We start from the raw sequence: 14,549 nt of genomic DNA, 5'->3' as shown, positions 1-14,549 counted from the left end.
GAAGCAATCACTAGTTTCCACCAACTTTTTTTTGACGGCCGCCGCTTATATTTTTCAACAACCGCGTTGAGCGCGCTGTATTGTTATTCACATGTGGATAAGTTAAAATTGAACTAAGTGAATATGCACAAGGAAAAAAAGCGGCCAAAACGGGCTGTGGATATAGAGAAAGCGGAGCAAAGAGAGGTGAACAGCTTTGACGGAATTTGATACGATCGCCGCCATTTCGACGCCGATGGGCGAAGGGGCGATTGCCATCGTTCGGTTGAGCGGAGATCAAGCGGTTGAGATCGCTGACCGGCTTTTCCGCAGCCCGAGCGGAAAGCGGCTCAAAGACGTTCCATCACACACGATCCACTACGGGCATATCATCGATCCGAAAAGCGGACGGGTCGTTGAAGAAGTAATGGTATCAGTTATGCGCGCACCGAAGACGTTTACGCGCGAGGACGTGGTCGAGATCAACTGCCATGGCGGGTTTGTTTCCGTCAATCGGGTGCTGCAGCTCGTGCTGGCAAACGGGGCGCGGCTCGCCGAGCCGGGGGAGTTTACGAAGCGGGCGTTTTTAAATGGGCGCATCGATTTATCTCAAGCTGAGGCAGTCATCGACCTGATCCGCGCCAAAACCGACCGAGCGATGAACGTCGCCCTACAGCAAATGGAAGGGCGCCTGTCAAAATTGATTCGCGAGTTGCGGCAGACGATTTTGGAGACGCTGGCACATGTTGAAGTCAATATCGATTATCCGGAATACGATGATGTCGAAGAAATGACGCCGCGCCTTTTGCGGGAAAAGGCGGAATATGTGCGCGGGCAAATTGAAAAGCTGCTGTCGACCGCCGCGCAAGGAAAAATATTGCGCGAAGGGCTGGCAACGGTCATCATCGGGCGGCCGAACGTCGGCAAATCGTCGCTTTTGAATGCGCTCGCCCATGAAAATCGGGCGATCGTCACCGATATTCCGGGGACGACGCGCGACGTCATCGAGGAATATGTCAACGTCCGGGGCGTACCGCTTCGCTTGATCGATACGGCTGGCATCCGCGAAACCGAAGATGTCGTCGAACGGATCGGCGTCGAGCGCTCGCAGCAAATGTTGAAGCGGGCCGACTTAATTTTGCTCGTTTTGAATTATCATGAACCGCTGACGGAAGAGGACGAGCGGCTGTTTGCCATGATCGAGGGAATGGACGCCATCGTCATTGTGAATAAAACCGATTTGCCCCGGCGGATCGATATGGAGCGGGTCAAGGAGCTGGCGGCCGGCCGGCCGGTCGTGGGGACATCCCTGTTGCATGAACAAGGAATTGATGAACTGGAGAAGGCGATTGCTGACCTGTTTTTTGGGGGTGAGCTGGAAGCCGGCGATTTGACGTACGTTTCAAACTCTCGCCATATCGCCTTGCTCGAGCAGGCGAAAACAGCGATCGAGGATGCCTTGGCCGGCATTGACGCCGGCATGCCGGTTGATCTCGTCCAAATCGATTTGCGCCGGGCATGGGAGTTGCTTGGCGAAATCATTGGTGATACGGTCCATGAAAGCTTGATTGATCAGCTGTTTGCTCAGTTTTGTTTAGGAAAATAAGCGAGGAGGAAATGCCATATGGATTACCATGGAGGAACGTATGACGTCATTGTCGTTGGCGCTGGCCATGCCGGCTGCGAAGCGGCATTAGCTTCGGCGCGCATCGGGGCGAAGACGCTTGTCATTACGCTCAACCTCGATATGATCGCGTTCATGCCGTGCAACCCGTCGATCGGCGGCCCGGCGAAAGGAATCGTCGTGCGCGAAATCGACGCTCTCGGCGGGGAAATGGCAAAAAACATTGACAAAACATACATTCAAATGCGGATGCTAAACACCGGCAAAGGGCCAGCCGTCCGCGCGCTTCGGGCGCAAGCCGATAAAGTGCTGTACCAGCGGGAAATGAAAAAAACACTCGAAAATCAAGAAAATTTGACGCTTCTGCAAGGAAAAGTCGAGCGGCTGATCGTCGAAGACGGCGTTTGCAAAGGTGTCATCACTCACACGGGGGCGCATTATTACGCCAAGGCGGTCGTCATTACGACCGGGACGTTTTTGCGCGGGGAAATCATCATCGGAGACATTAAATATTCGAGCGGCCCGAACAACCAGCAACCGTCGATTAAGCTGTCCGAGCATTTAGAAGAGCTTGGGTTTGAGCTTGTTCGCTTCAAAACGGGCACGCCGCCGCGCGTCAACAGCCGGACGATCGACTACAGCAAAACGGAAATTCAGCCGGGGGACAAGGAGCCGCGCGCGTTTTCGTACGAGACGACAAAATACATCACTGATCAGCTGCCGTGCTGGCTGACGTACACGACGGAGGAAACACACCGCATCATCGATGAAAACTTGCACTTGTCGCCGATGTACTCCGGCATGATCAAAGGAACCGGGCCGCGCTATTGCCCATCGATCGAGGATAAAGTCGTCCGGTTCCACGATAAGCCGCGCCATCAAATTTTCCTCGAGCCGGAAGGGCGGGAAACAGAAGAAGTGTACGTGCAAGGGTTGTCAACAAGTTTGCCGGAACATATCCAGCGCAAGCTGCTCGAGACGATCCCGGGACTTGAGAAGGCGCAGCTCATGCGGGCTGGCTATGCGATCGAGTATGATGCCATCGTGCCGACGCAGCTATGGCCGACGCTCGAGACGAAGCTTGTGAAAAACTTGTATACCGCAGGGCAAATCAACGGCACGTCCGGCTATGAAGAAGCGGCGGGCCAAGGCATTATGGCCGGCATTAACGCCGCCCACCGTGCGCTCGGCCGCGAAGAAATCATTTTAAGCCGTTCTGATGCCTATATCGGCGTTTTAATCGACGACTTGGTGACGAAAGGGACGAATGAGCCGTACCGCCTGCTGACGTCGCGTGCCGAGTACCGGCTTTTGCTTCGCCATGACAACGCCGATTTGCGCCTGACCGAGCTCGGCTATCGGATCGGTCTCATTTCCGAAGAGCGGTATCAAAAATTTTTGGCGAAAAAAGAGGCGATCGAACGAGAGAAAAAGCGGCTGCAAACGGTGATCATCAAACCGACGCCAAAAGTGCAGGAAGTCATCCGTGAAGCGGGTGGAAGCGAGCTGAAAGACGGCATTCGCGCCGCCGATTTGCTCCGACGCCCGGAGATGACGTACGAGCACATCCGAAAACTGGCGCCGGCTGACGAGGAGATCGCTCCGGAAGTGGCTGAGCAAGTCGAAATTCAAATCAAGTACGAGGGCTACATCCAAAAATCGTTGCAAGAAGTCGAACGGCTCAAAAAAATGGAAAACAAAAAAATCCCGGAAGATATCGATTACGACGCCATCCAAGGGCTTGCAACCGAGGCGCGGCAAAAGCTCAAACAAGTGCGCCCGCTTTCGATCGCCCAGGCGTCGCGCATTTCCGGCGTCAATCCGGCCGATATTTCGATATTATTAGTGTATTTGGAACAAGGAAGAATCGCGCGCGTGTCGAATGAATAAACAATGAGGGAAAGGATTGGCTTATGGAGGCGACACAATTTCAAACCATGCTCGAAGAGAGGGGAATTCTCCTCTCTTCCCGGGCGCTTGCGCAGTTTGAGCGCTATTACGAACTGCTCGTTGAGTGGAACGAGAAAATGAATTTGACCGCTATTACGGACAAGCCCGGCGTCTATGTGAAGCACTTTTTCGACTCGGTGTCCCCGGCTTTTTACTACGACTTTTCAGCGCCGCTTGCGCTTTGCGACGTCGGATCCGGGGCGGGATTTCCGAGCCTTCCGCTCAAAATTTGTTTTCCGCATTTGCGCGTTTCCATCGTTGATTCGCTGCAAAAACGCATCCGTTTTTTAGAGCATCTGATCACCGAGCTCGGGCTTGCGGACGTGGCGCTTTACCACGAACGCGCTGAGACGTTCGCCCGTCAAAAGGGGATGCGCGAATCATTTGACGTCGTCACGGCCAGAGCGGTGGCGCGCATGCCAGTGCTTGTCGAACTTTGCCTTCCGCTCGTGAAAATGGGCGGGACATTCATTGCGATGAAAGCTGCTTCGGCGCTCGAGGAGCTGAAAGAGGGAAACAAGGCGATTTCTGTGCTTGGCGGAGAAGTGACGGCGACGGAAACGTTCACGTTGCCGTTTGACGAAGGCGAACGAACGATCATTTTCATCCAAAAAATGAGAAAAACGCCGAACCAATACCCGCGCAAACCGGGAACGCCGAACAAACAACCGATTCAGTAGCGTCTTTGCGGGCGGGGGAGGGCTTTGCCGGCTGAAAGAGAGAAACAAGCTGTTTCGCTCCCCGCCTTCGTCCCGCGCCAAAAAACCGACCGTAAGGCGGCGTATGCCGGGCGAGACAGAGACATTTTGGCCAAGTATGTCCAAAGGTGGTGTAGGGGGATGAAGCATCCATTTTCGCGCTTGTTCAGCTTTGGAGAAAAAGAACAGGAAGAAATGGAGGAAAAGCAAGAGCGGGAGGAAGTTCGCCACATTCCGGTCAAAAGCATTATTCCGAACCGCTTTCAGCCGCGCACGATGTTTGATGAAGAGAAGATCGACGAGTTGGCGCTGACGATCCGCACGCACGGCATCATCCAGCCGATCGTCGTCCGCGAATGCGGGAACGGACGGTTTGAAATCATCGCGGGCGAGCGGAGATGGAGAGCGGTGCAAAAGCTTGGCTGGACGGAAATCCCCGCGATCATCAAAAACTTAAATGACAAAGAAACCGCCTCCGTCGCCCTCATTGAAAACTTACAGCGCGAAGAGTTGACGCCGATTGAAGAGGCGATGGCGTACGCCAAATTGATCGAGCTCCATGATTTGACGCAAGAAGCGCTCGCTCAGCGGCTCGGCAAAGGACAGTCGACGATCGCCAATAAGCTGCGTCTGCTGAAACTCCCGCAAGAGGTGCAAGAGGCGCTCTTGCAACGGGCGATTACGGAACGTCATGCGCGCGCATTGATTGCCTTGAAAGATAAAGAAAAACAGCTGAAACTGCTGCAAGAAATCATCGACAAACAGTTGAATGTCAAGCAGACGGAAGATCGGGTGTTAAAGCTGCTCGAGGCGGGGGAACGGAAGCCAAAACCGAAGCGAAAGGCGTTCAGCCGCGATATGCGCATCGCCGTCAACACGATCCGCCAGTCGCTTTCCATGGTCGAAAGCAGCGGGGTGTCCGTTCAATCGGAAGAAGAAGAATTCGATGACTACTATCAAATTACGATTCGAATCGCGAAAAAATAACGAAAGTCACCTTTTGCCTCATCAAGCACTGCTGATGGGGTTTTTTCTTTCAGAAAACAAAGTCATTTTCCTGTTTTCGTGCTAAAATAAAATGGATTGAGGAAGAGATAGAGGTAGGTGGCATCGTGGGAAAAGTCATTGCTATTGCAAACCAAAAAGGCGGAGTTGGAAAAACGACGACGGCGGTCAATTTATCGGCATGTTTGGCGCATCTTGGAAAAAAAGTGCTGCTTGTTGACGCCGATCCGCAAGGAAATGCGACGAGCGGCATCGGCATTGAGCGAGGCGATGTGGACGAATGCATTTACAATGTCATCATTGGCGACATGAAAGCAAAAGATGTCATTCGACCGACGGACATCGAAAATTTATACGTCATTCCAGCGACGATCCAGCTCGCCGGCGCAGAAATTGAGCTCGTCTCGGTCGTTTCCCGCGAAATCCGGCTGAGAAACGCGATCGAGCCGCTGAAAGACAAATACGACTTCATTATTATCGATTGTCCTCCTTCGCTCGGCTTGCTGACGCTCAACGCGTTGACAGCGGCCAATTCTGTGCTCATCCCTGTCCAATGCGAATATTATGCGTTAGAAGGGCTCAGCCAGCTGCTTAACACGATCCGGCTTGTGCAGCGGCACTTAAACTATGATTTGCGCCTCGAAGGCGTTCTGTTGACGATGCTTGATGCAAGGACGAATCTAGGCTTGCAGGTCATTCAAGAAGTCAAAAAGTATTTCCGCGAAAAGGTGTACCAGACGATCATCCCGCGAAACGTGCGGCTGAGTGAGGCGCCAAGCCATGGCAAGCCGATCATTTTGTACGATGTGAAATCGCGGGGGGCGGAAGTGTATTTGGAACTGGCGAAGGAGGTGCTTGAACGTGGCTAAAGGTCTCGGCAAAGGCATCAGTGCGCTGTTTGACAACCTTTCTCTCAATGAACTTAATGGGAAAGAGGAAACGGTGCGGGAAGTAAGCATTCACGACCTTCATCCAAACCCGTACCAGCCGCGGAAAACGTTTCAGCCTGAGGCGATTGAGGAGTTGAAGCAATCGATTTTGCAGCACGGCATTTTGCAGCCGCTCATCGTCCGCCGTGTACCGAACGGATTTGAAATCGTCGTTGGTGAACGGCGCTATCGGGCGGCCAAAGAGGCGAATTTGCCGTCAGTGCCGGTCGTGGTGCGCGAGTTGACTGATGAGCAAATGATGGAGTTCGCCCTTCTTGAAAACTTGCAGCGCGAGGATTTGAACCCGATCGAGGAAGCGATGGCGTACAAAATGTTGATGGACAAGCTGCACTTAACCCAGGAGGAAGTCGCGAGCCGTGTTGGGAAGAGCCGTCCGCACATCGCTAATCATTTGCGTTTGTTGTCCCTCCCTTCAGATGTGCAAAAGCTGCTCATTGATGGCACACTTTCGATGGGACATGGCCGCGCGCTTTTAGGGCTGAAACAAAAAAGCAAAATGAAATCGATCGTGGAACGGACGATTCGCGAAGGGTTGAACGTCCGCCAGCTTGAAAAACTGATCCAACAAGCGAACGAAAATGTTTCACGTGAAACATCGAAGCGGAAACCGCCGGAAAAAAGCGTGTTTATTCGGGAAAGCGAATCGTTGCTGCGCGAAAAATTCGGGACGAACGTCACGATTAAACAAACGAGGAAAAGAGGAAAAATTGAAATTGAGTTTTTTTCTCCGGAAGATTTAGAGAGAATATTAGAACTGCTCGATGTGCGGTTCGACGAGTAAGTCGGCCCTTTGATCAAGGCCGGTTTATTTTTTTGCAAGAGAGGGTTGGACATCATGGTGTTGTTAGGAACGATTGTCAATGGAGTGAGCATTATCGCCGGGGCGTTGATTGGAAAATGGCTTCATCGCATCCCCGAGCGAGTGAAGGAAACGGTGATGGGGGGGATTGGGCTTGCGGTGGCGCTGCTTGGCATACAAATGGGAATGAAAAGCGAACAGTTTCTCGTTGTTATTTTCAGCCTTGTTTTCGGCGGCATTCTCGGGGAGTGGTGGAACTGGGAGGAAAAGCTGAACCGGCTCGGTCAATGGCTCGAGGTGAAAGTGAGCGGAAACGGGCAAGGAAGCATCGCTAAAGGGTTTGTCAGCGCAACGTTGTTGTTTGTCATCGGGGCGATGGCCATCGTCGGAGCGCTTGACAGCGGGCTGCGCGGCGACCATAGCGTCTTGTATACGAAATCGATTTTAGACGGCTTTGCCAGTGTCATTTTGACGACGACGCTCGGCATCGGCGTCATCTTCTCCGCCTTGCCGGTCGTTGTTTATGAGGGGAGCATCGCGCTGTTGGCGACGCAAATCGAACGGTTTGTGCCGAAGGAAGTGCTCGATTCGTTCATCGCCGAATCAACGGCGACCGGAGGCATTTTAATTATGGCCATTGGACTCAATATGCTCGGTTTGACGAACATTCGCGTGGCCAATTTGCTGCCGAGCATTCTCATTACGGCAGCCGCCGTTTTCATTCTTTCACTCGTTTAACGACCGGTTGTTTTGGCCGGACAGAAAAGAAATCCCCTCCTTGAACAGCTGACCAAGAGGGGGATTTGCTGCCTACCATAATGAATGCCGGTCTGTTGAGAGCGGAGGGGCAGCGAGCCGCTCTTTTCGGAGGATGAACCGCTCCGCTTCGTAAATGCCATTGGCGATCGTTTTCGCCATATTCATGACAAGATGGAGGCGCGTATTTTGCAGGACGAAAAACTCCATAAACCCGCTGACATTGACAACCCCAGTAATATGGGCGTCGCCGACGGGAAGGAGCTGTTTGTTGACCCCAGCCCCAGGGCGGACGGGTCCTTTGGCAATCGTGATGGCGCCGACGCTTTTCAGCCGCCCGAGGCAGGCATCGACCGCGATCATGAACGGATCGTTATGAATGAGTCGAATGGCTTCTACCTTTTCTTCCAAATTAACGGCATGGATTGGTTCTTCGAGTGTTCCGTACACGTGGAAGCGAGCCAACGGCTTCTCTTTGAGCATCGTGCCGACGAGCGGTCCAAGCGAATCGCCGGTCGAGCGGTCTGTGCCGATGCAAACGATAGCGACCGGCTGAGCGAGCGGGTCGGGAAGCAGTGAGGCGACCCGCCAAGCGATCGACGACACCGCCCCTTGCTCATCGTAAAACACGCGGTCCCTTTCCTCCTTGGATGAGTAAAATATCGATGGTATGCTCATTCGCTTCACTCCTACTTTCGTTTCAAAAGTATTAACAGTATACGGAAAATAAAAGAATGATATACATTTCATTGTTCGTTTTCTTGCCTTTTCTTCGCGATAACGGGATATCGGGCTACAAATCAGCGGCCGGTCTTGTTAAAATAAAAGCGCAGAACAAGAAAAAAGATTGAGGTGTCGCCAACGTTGAACACGATGGAAAAAACGATGAGCCGATTGTTCGCATTTTTGATAGATGAGAAATTGTGGCTCCAGATCGGAAAAGGGACGCTGAAGATTGTTCTTATCCTACTCATATGCGCCATTGCGGTGAAAGTGTTGAAAATTGCCGTTCATAACATGTTCAAAGTGCGACAGAAGGCGCCGATCCGCATTTCCGAACGGCGGGAGGCGACGCTCGTTCGGCTGCTCGACAACGTCATTACGTACGTACTATATTTTATTGCGCTCTTGATGATTTTAGATACGTTTGGCGTTCCCGTCAAAGCGCTGCTCGCCGGGGCTGGGGTCGTCGGGCTGGCCGTGGGTTTTGGCGCACAAAGCTTAGTGAAAGACATCATCACTGGATTTTTCATCATTTTTGAAGACCAGTTTGCGGTCGGCGATTATGTGCGCATTGGCAATTTTGAAGGGTATGTTGAAACGATTGGGCTTCGGGTGACGAAAATTAAAAGTTGGACCGGGGAAGTGCACATTTTGCCAAACGGCAGCATCACTCAAGTGACGAACTATTCACTGCACAACAGCCTCGCTGTCGTTGACGTCAGCATCGCCTATGAAGAAGACATTGAAGAGGCGGAGGAAGCCATCCGCGAGCTTCTTCCGCAGCTGCCGGCGAAGTATGAAGACATGGTCGCCCCGCCGGAATTGCTTGGCGTGCAAAATTTAGCCAGCTCGGAAGTCATATTGCGCATCACGTGCGAAACGAAGCCGATGCGCCATCTGGCGGTCGCTCGGGCGATCCGCAAGGAAGTAAAGCTGCTGTTGGACGAACGGGGAATCGAAATCCCATACCCACGGCTTGTGCTGCATCGCCGCGACGAACAAGAGCAGCCCGAGGCAAAGCCGCAACGGGAGCAATCGTTGTCATAGGGAGGTGGATCGATGGAAGAGAAACAGTTCGGCCTATACGATATCGTCGAAATGAAAAAGCCGCACCCATGTGGAACGAATCGTTGGAAAGTGATTCGCTTGGGCGCTGACATCCGCATTAAATGCGAAGGGTGCGCCCATAGCGTTTTGTTGCCGCGCAAAGAGTTTATCCGCAAAATGAAAAAAGTGCTCGTCAAGCATGAAGAATAAGCAAATGAATCATGGTGGCGAGGCCATGCTCTTTTGTTGCGAAGGGGAAGGGAGAAAATGACGGAAACGACGCATGTAACATCATGTCCGCTCAACTGCTGGGACGTATGCGGGCTGAAGGTGACGGTGAACGAGGGGAAAGTCGTACGGGTTGACGGCGACGAACACCATCCCATCACGAAAGGGAACATTTGCGGACGCGGGCGGATGTTGAAAGAGCGGGTAAACGCCAAAGAACGCCTTCTCTATCCGTTGAAAAAAGTAAGCGGGCAGTTCGTTCGCATTTCTTGGGAAGAGGCGCTTGATGACATCGCCGGGAAAATGCGGAAGTTGAAAGAACAATTTGGGCCGACAGCCGTGCTTCACAGCCATGATTACGCCAACAACGGGCTGCTGAAAAACCTGGACCGCCGTTTTTTTAATTGTTATGGTGGGGCAACAGAGCTTATCGGCAGCCTTTGCTGGGGCGCGGGCATTGAGGCGCAGACATGGGATTTTGGCAACGCCTACAGCCATGCGCCAGAAGATATCGACAACAGCCGCCACATCGTCATTTGGGGGCGAAACGTCGCCCGCACGAACATGCATTTATTCGAGCGGTTGCTTGCCGCGAAAAAACGCGGGGCGACAATTGTGGTCATCGATCCGCTGTTTGGCCCGACGGCGCGCATCGCCGATCAGTACGTATGCATCAAGCCGGGAATGGACGCTTTTTTGGCGATGGGCATTATGAAAGAGCTGCTTCGACTCGGGTTGGAGGACCGGGCCTTTATCAAGCAACACACAATTGGGTTTGATGATGTCAAACAACTATTGCAGACAATTTCGTTGGCGGAGATTGAGCGGCATACCGGTGTTAGCCGCGATCAAATGACGGAGCTGGCCCGGCTTTACGGGGACCGGCCGACCGCAACGTATCTTGGCCTTGGCATGCAACGCTATGCGAACGGCGGCAATACAATCCGATGGATCGATGCCCTTGTCGCCGCAAGCGGCAACGTTGGCATTCCGGGTGGAGGGGCGAATTTTGGCAACTTGCAGGTGGGCGAGTGTTTTGATAAAGCCGCATTGACGCTCCCAGAGCGGAAAACGGCATCGCGCACATGGACGATGATGAAGCAGGGAGAAGAGATATTGCGGGCGAATGATCCTCCGATCGGCATGGTGATCGTCACGTGCGGCAACCCGCTCGCTCAAGTGCCGAACACGAACTTGATGAAAAAAGCGTTCGCTTCCGTTGAAACGGTGGTTGTGTTTGAGCAGTTCATGACCGATACGGCTGCAATGGCTGATTATGTTTTGCCAGTAGCGGCTTCGTTTGAAGAGGAAGACGTCTATTGTTCATCGATGTACCATGCGTATTTGAACTACGGGCCGAAGCTTGTCGACCCGCCGGGTGAGGCGAAGCCGGACTTGTGGATTTGGACGGAGCTGGCAAAAAGGCTCGGGTTTGGGGATGATTTTGCCTATACGCGTGAGCAGTTTCTTGCGATGGCGCTCCGGCCGTTGGAGCATCACGGCATTACGCTGAAGCGATTGAAAACAGAACACCGCGTCCTTTTGCCTGTCGAACCGGTGCCATGGCGCGACCGCCGGTTTCAAACGCCAAGCGGAAAATACGAATTTACGTCAACCATCGCCAAGAAAAAAGGGATGGATGGCCGGCTGCAAATCATGTATCCGGCCGAATCGGAGGAGTCCAATCCGGCACTAGCCGCCAAATATCCGTATCGGCTGTTGACGATCCATCCGCTCCGTTCGAATCATTCGCAACATTATCCGCTCATCCCAGCGCTTCAGACAGTCCGCATTGAGGTAGCGGCTGATGTTGCTGCGGCAAAGGGTCTTGCCGATGGCGACCGGGCGCGTGTTTACAACGACCGTGGATCGCTCGTGGGAACGGTCAAGGTGCTTGATGGCGCCTACCCAGGCACGATCAACATTGACGAAGGACAATGGGGAGTGTTCGGCGGGCCGGTCAACGTCCTCACGTCCGATTTGGAGTCGGATAACGGCTGCGGCAGCGCGCTGTATGACTGTTTGGTCAATATTGAAAAAGTCACGTCGGAAGCAAAGTAAGCGGTTCACAGTTGCTTCGGATCAGTAGAAAAAAGATATGGTCGACGACAAAATGCGGTTTGAGGCTGTTGATCCGAAAAGATGATTTTGTCATTCAAGTGTTGGGAAAAGGGCGCAAACTTCCGCCTTTTTTGAAGCGGGTGGGAGAGGAAACATTCCCCGCTTGCGGCGCGCTTGTCATTTTCTGCGCCAGCCCATATAATGAGGAAAGATGTGAACGGGAAAGAGGAGTGGAACGAATGGGATTGACAGCAGGAATCGTCGGATTGCCGAACGTCGGCAAATCGACGCTGTTTAACGCCATTACAAAAGCAGGTGCTGAGTCAGCCAACTATCCGTTTTGCACAATTGAGCCGAACGTCGGTGTCGTCGAAGTGCCCGATGAGCGGCTCGATGTATTGACGGAAATGTTTCGGCCGAAGCGGACGGTGCCGACTGTTTTTGAATTTACCGATATCGCGGGCATCGTCAAAGGGGCGAGCAAAGGAGAGGGGCTTGGCAACAAGTTTTTGTCTCACATCCGCCAAGTCGATGCAATTTGCCAAGTCGTCCGCTGCTTCAGTGATGAAAACATCACCCACGTGGCGGGCAAAGTCGACCCGCTCGCCGATATCGAAACGATCAATTTGGAGCTCGTGTTGGCTGATTTAGAAACGATTGACAAACGAATCGAGCGGGTCGGCAAAATCGCCAAGCAAAAGGATAAAGAGGCGGCGTTTGAATACGACATTTTGCGGCGGTTGAAGGAGACGCTCGAAGACGGCAAGCCGGCGCGCACACTCGAGTTCACTGATGAAGAGATGAAAGTCGTCAAGCAGCTGCATTTGTTGACGATAAAGCCGATGCTTTACGTCGCCAATGTCGGCGAGGAAGATATCGCTGACCCTAGCGGCAATCCGTTTGTCAAGGACGTGCGCGAGTTTGCGAAGCGCGACAACGCTGAAGTCATTGTTGTCTGCGCCAAAATCGAAGAGGAAATCGCTGAGTTCAGCGATGAGGAAAAACGGCAATTTTTACAGGAGCTCGGCATCGAGCAGTCTGGCCTTGACCAGCTTATCCGCGCCGCTTACAGCTTGCTCGGATTGGCGACGTTTTTCACCGCCGGCGAGCAGGAGGTGCGGGCGTGGACGTTCCGCAAAGGGATGAAAGCGCCGCAATGCGCCGGCATCATCCATTCCGACTTTGAGCGAGGGTTTATTCGCGCGGAAACGGTGTCGTACGATGACCTTGTCGCGGCTGGATCGATGGCGGCGGCGCGCGAAGCCGGAAAAGTGCGCTTGGAGGGAAAAGACTACGAAGTGCAAGACGGCGACATTATGCATTTCCGGTTCAACGTGTAACCATCGGTTCGAGGGCAGGGCGGATGCAGCAGGTCACGGCATGGGGCCGTTTTTGGCTTGGTCATACGGATGGAAGATGTTTGCGCCGACGGAATGCGGCAAACTGCCTTGCTTATCGTTGTCGGTCATGGTATAATCAACAAATGTGAGTAATGGTGATTGCTCCTTGCTCTTCGAATGGAAGGGCCGCTTAGACCAAAAGGAGGTGACGAGCGTGAGAAAGTACGAAATCATGTACATCATCCGCCCGAACATGGACGATGAAGCGAGACAAGCTCTCGTGGAACGGTTCAACAACGTGTTGAAAGAAAACGGCGCGGAGATTACGAACGTGACGGATTGGGGCAAGCGCCGCTTAGCCTATGAAATTCAAAAATACCGCGACGGCTATTACATGATCGTCAATGTCGTATCGGAGCCGAAAGCGGTGCAAGAATTCGACCGCTTAGCGCGCATCAGCGAAGACATCATCCGTCATATCGTCGTCAAAGAAGAAGAATAATCTTTTCGACATGATTAAGAGGTGGTTCTGATGATTAACCGCGTCATTTTGGTCGGCAGGTTAACGAGAGATCCGGAGTTGCGTTACACTCCAAGCGGAGTGGCTGTTGCCACGTTTACGCTCGCGGTCAACCGTCCGTTTACAAATCAGCAGGGCGAGCGGGAAACGGATTTTATTCAATGTGTCGTTTGGCGCCGCCAGGCGGAAAACGTCGCCAACTTTTTGAAAAAGGGGAGCTTGGCTGGTGTCGATGGCCGACTGCAAACCCGCAGCTATGAAAATCAAGAAGGTCGGCGCGTGTACGTGACGGAAGTGGTGGCTGATAGCGTCCAATTTCTTGAGCCGAAAGGAACGAGCGAGCAGCGAGGGGCAACAGCAGGCGGCTACTATGGGGATCCATTCCCATTCGGGCAAGATCAGAACCACCAATATCCGAACGAAAAAGGGTTTGGCCGCATCGATGACGATCCTTTCGCCAATGACGGCCAGCCGATCGATATTTCTGATGATGATTTGCCGTTTTAATAAACAAGTCGCTTGAAGCCCCTGTCTCTAAACAACGCGCAGGCAGCGGGCCATTCCACCGATGAGGAAACGATGGCAACGGAAAGGAGGAAATAGCATGGCAGGACGGAAAGGCGGCCGCGGCAAACGCCGCAAAGTATGTTACTTCACGGCGAACAACATTACGCATATCGACTACAAAGATGTCGATTTGCTGAAAAAGTTCATTTCTGAACGCGGTAAAATTTTGCCGCGCCGTGTAACGGGAACGAGCGCGAAATATCAGCGCAAATTGACGGTCGCGATCAAACGCGCGCGCCAAATGGCGCTTCTGCCGTACGTTGCGGACGAGTGAGCCGAAAGCAAGCAGTAAGGGGGGATCC

At 52.9% G+C, this 14,549-nt stretch carries 15 protein-coding genes; 14 read left to right on the top strand and 1 reads right to left on the bottom strand.

What is annotated here, in order from left to right; genetic code table 11:
• Window positions 1–196: 196 nt before the first annotated feature.
• From mnmE to T260_RS122855, 7 genes are all read left to right on the top strand, one after another.
• Complete coding sequence (gene mnmE, locus T260_RS122825; RefSeq protein WP_011232957.1) at window positions 197–1,585, top strand: tRNA uridine-5-carboxymethylaminomethyl(34) synthesis GTPase MnmE; 1,389 nt, start codon at window positions 197–199, stop codon at window positions 1,583–1,585.
• An 18-nt stretch (window positions 1,586–1,603) separates the two neighbouring features.
• A complete protein-coding gene (gene mnmG / locus T260_RS122830) occupies window positions 1,604–3,493 on the top strand; it encodes a tRNA uridine-5-carboxymethylaminomethyl(34) synthesis enzyme MnmG (protein WP_011232956.1) in 1,890 nt (629 codons plus the stop codon).
• A gap of 23 nt (window positions 3,494–3,516) precedes the next feature.
• Entirely contained in the window at window positions 3,517–4,233 is a 717-nt protein-coding gene (gene rsmG / locus T260_RS122835; protein WP_011232955.1) for a 16S rRNA (guanine(527)-N(7))-methyltransferase RsmG, read from the top strand.
• Between the two features lie 159 nt (window positions 4,234–4,392).
• Window positions 4,393–5,238: a nucleoid occlusion protein gene (noc, locus tag T260_RS122840; protein WP_011232954.1), complete on the top strand. Its 846-nt coding sequence runs from the start codon at window positions 4,393–4,395 to the stop codon at window positions 5,236–5,238.
• Between the two features lie 125 nt (window positions 5,239–5,363).
• On the top strand, window positions 5,364–6,125 hold the full coding sequence (locus tag T260_RS122845; protein WP_014197033.1) for a ParA family protein: 762 nt from the start codon (window positions 5,364–5,366) through the stop codon (window positions 6,123–6,125).
• Window positions 6,118–6,987: a ParB/RepB/Spo0J family partition protein gene (locus T260_RS122850; protein ID WP_011232952.1), complete on the top strand. Its 870-nt coding sequence runs from the start codon at window positions 6,118–6,120 to the stop codon at window positions 6,985–6,987. Before T260_RS122845 ends, T260_RS122850 begins: the two co-directional genes overlap by 8 nt.
• Window positions 6,988–7,041: 54 nt before the next feature.
• Window positions 7,042–7,743, top strand: a complete 702-nt coding sequence (locus tag T260_RS122855; protein ID WP_011232951.1) for a DUF554 domain-containing protein — start codon at window positions 7,042–7,044, stop codon at window positions 7,741–7,743.
• Between the two features lie 72 nt (window positions 7,744–7,815).
• On the opposite strand, the gene yyaC is transcribed toward T260_RS122855, so the two are convergent.
• The gene (gene yyaC, locus T260_RS122860) at window positions 7,816–8,439 is read right to left on the bottom strand and encodes a spore protease YyaC (RefSeq protein ID WP_011232950.1); all 624 of its coding nucleotides are present in this window, start codon (window positions 8,437–8,439) and stop codon (window positions 7,816–7,818) included.
• Between the two features lie 186 nt (window positions 8,440–8,625).
• Here yyaC and T260_RS122865 point away from each other — a divergent pair, with 186 nt between their 5' ends.
• The 7 genes from T260_RS122865 to rpsR all read left to right on the top strand — a co-directional run bounded on the left by T260_RS122865 (window position 8,626) and on the right by rpsR (window position 14,521).
• Entirely contained in the window at window positions 8,626–9,531 is a 906-nt protein-coding gene (locus T260_RS122865) for a mechanosensitive ion channel family protein (RefSeq protein ID WP_011232949.1), read from the top strand.
• 12 nt (window positions 9,532–9,543) lie between these two features.
• Complete coding sequence (locus T260_RS122870; protein ID WP_011232948.1) at window positions 9,544–9,741, top strand: DUF951 domain-containing protein; 198 nt, start codon at window positions 9,544–9,546, stop codon at window positions 9,739–9,741.
• A 57-nt stretch (window positions 9,742–9,798) separates the two neighbouring features.
• Window positions 9,799–11,820 carry a molybdopterin-dependent oxidoreductase gene (locus T260_RS122875; RefSeq protein WP_023634562.1) on the top strand — a complete coding sequence of 674 codons (2,022 nt, stop codon included), beginning with the start codon at window positions 9,799–9,801 and terminating at the stop codon, window positions 11,818–11,820.
• Window positions 11,821–12,059: 239 nt separating this feature from the next.
• Entirely contained in the window at window positions 12,060–13,160 is a 1,101-nt protein-coding gene (gene ychF, locus T260_RS122880) for a redox-regulated ATPase YchF (protein WP_011232946.1), read from the top strand.
• A gap of 214 nt (window positions 13,161–13,374) precedes the next feature.
• Window positions 13,375–13,662 (top strand): 30S ribosomal protein S6, encoded by a 288-nt coding sequence (gene rpsF / locus T260_RS122885; RefSeq protein ID WP_011232945.1) that lies wholly within the window; start codon window positions 13,375–13,377, stop codon window positions 13,660–13,662.
• A 30-nt stretch (window positions 13,663–13,692) separates the two neighbouring features.
• Window positions 13,693–14,187: a single-stranded DNA-binding protein gene (ssb, locus tag T260_RS122890; RefSeq protein WP_011232944.1), complete on the top strand. Its 495-nt coding sequence runs from the start codon at window positions 13,693–13,695 to the stop codon at window positions 14,185–14,187.
• Between the two features lie 97 nt (window positions 14,188–14,284).
• Window positions 14,285–14,521: a 30S ribosomal protein S18 gene (gene rpsR, locus T260_RS122895; RefSeq protein WP_008880812.1), complete on the top strand. Its 237-nt coding sequence runs from the start codon at window positions 14,285–14,287 to the stop codon at window positions 14,519–14,521.
• Window positions 14,522–14,549: the final 28 nt, after the last annotated feature.

The sequence above is a fragment of the Geobacillus thermopakistaniensis genome (assembly GCF_000498995.1).
Classification (GTDB): domain Bacteria; phylum Bacillota; class Bacilli; order Bacillales; family Anoxybacillaceae; genus Geobacillus; species Geobacillus thermoleovorans.
The sequence above is the reverse complement of the archived record's forward strand: the minus strand, read 5'-3'. Positions and strand labels throughout refer to the sequence as shown.

Excerpts from the sequence above, each read along its gene's own strand:
- mnmG (WP_011232956.1), top strand. The coding sequence starts at position 1,604 with ATGGATTACCATGGAGGAACGTATGACGTCATTGTCGTTGGCGCTGGC.
- rsmG (WP_011232955.1), top strand. The coding sequence starts at position 3,517 with ATGGAGGCGACACAATTTCAAACCATGCTCGAAGAGAGGGGAATTCTC.
- noc (WP_011232954.1), top strand. The coding sequence starts at position 4,393 with ATGAAGCATCCATTTTCGCGCTTGTTCAGCTTTGGAGAAAAAGAACAG.
- T260_RS122855 (WP_011232951.1), top strand. The coding sequence starts at position 7,042 with ATGGTGTTGTTAGGAACGATTGTCAATGGAGTGAGCATTATCGCCGGG.
- yyaC (WP_011232950.1), bottom strand. The coding sequence starts at position 8,439 with ATGAGCATACCATCGATATTTTACTCATCCAAGGAGGAAAGGGACCGC.
- T260_RS122870 (WP_011232948.1), top strand. The coding sequence starts at position 9,544 with ATGGAAGAGAAACAGTTCGGCCTATACGATATCGTCGAAATGAAAAAG.
- T260_RS122875 (WP_023634562.1), top strand. The coding sequence starts at position 9,799 with ATGACGGAAACGACGCATGTAACATCATGTCCGCTCAACTGCTGGGAC.
- ychF (WP_011232946.1), top strand. The coding sequence starts at position 12,060 with ATGGGATTGACAGCAGGAATCGTCGGATTGCCGAACGTCGGCAAATCG.
- ssb (WP_011232944.1), top strand. The coding sequence starts at position 13,693 with ATGATTAACCGCGTCATTTTGGTCGGCAGGTTAACGAGAGATCCGGAG.
- rpsR (WP_008880812.1), top strand. The coding sequence starts at position 14,285 with ATGGCAGGACGGAAAGGCGGCCGCGGCAAACGCCGCAAAGTATGTTAC.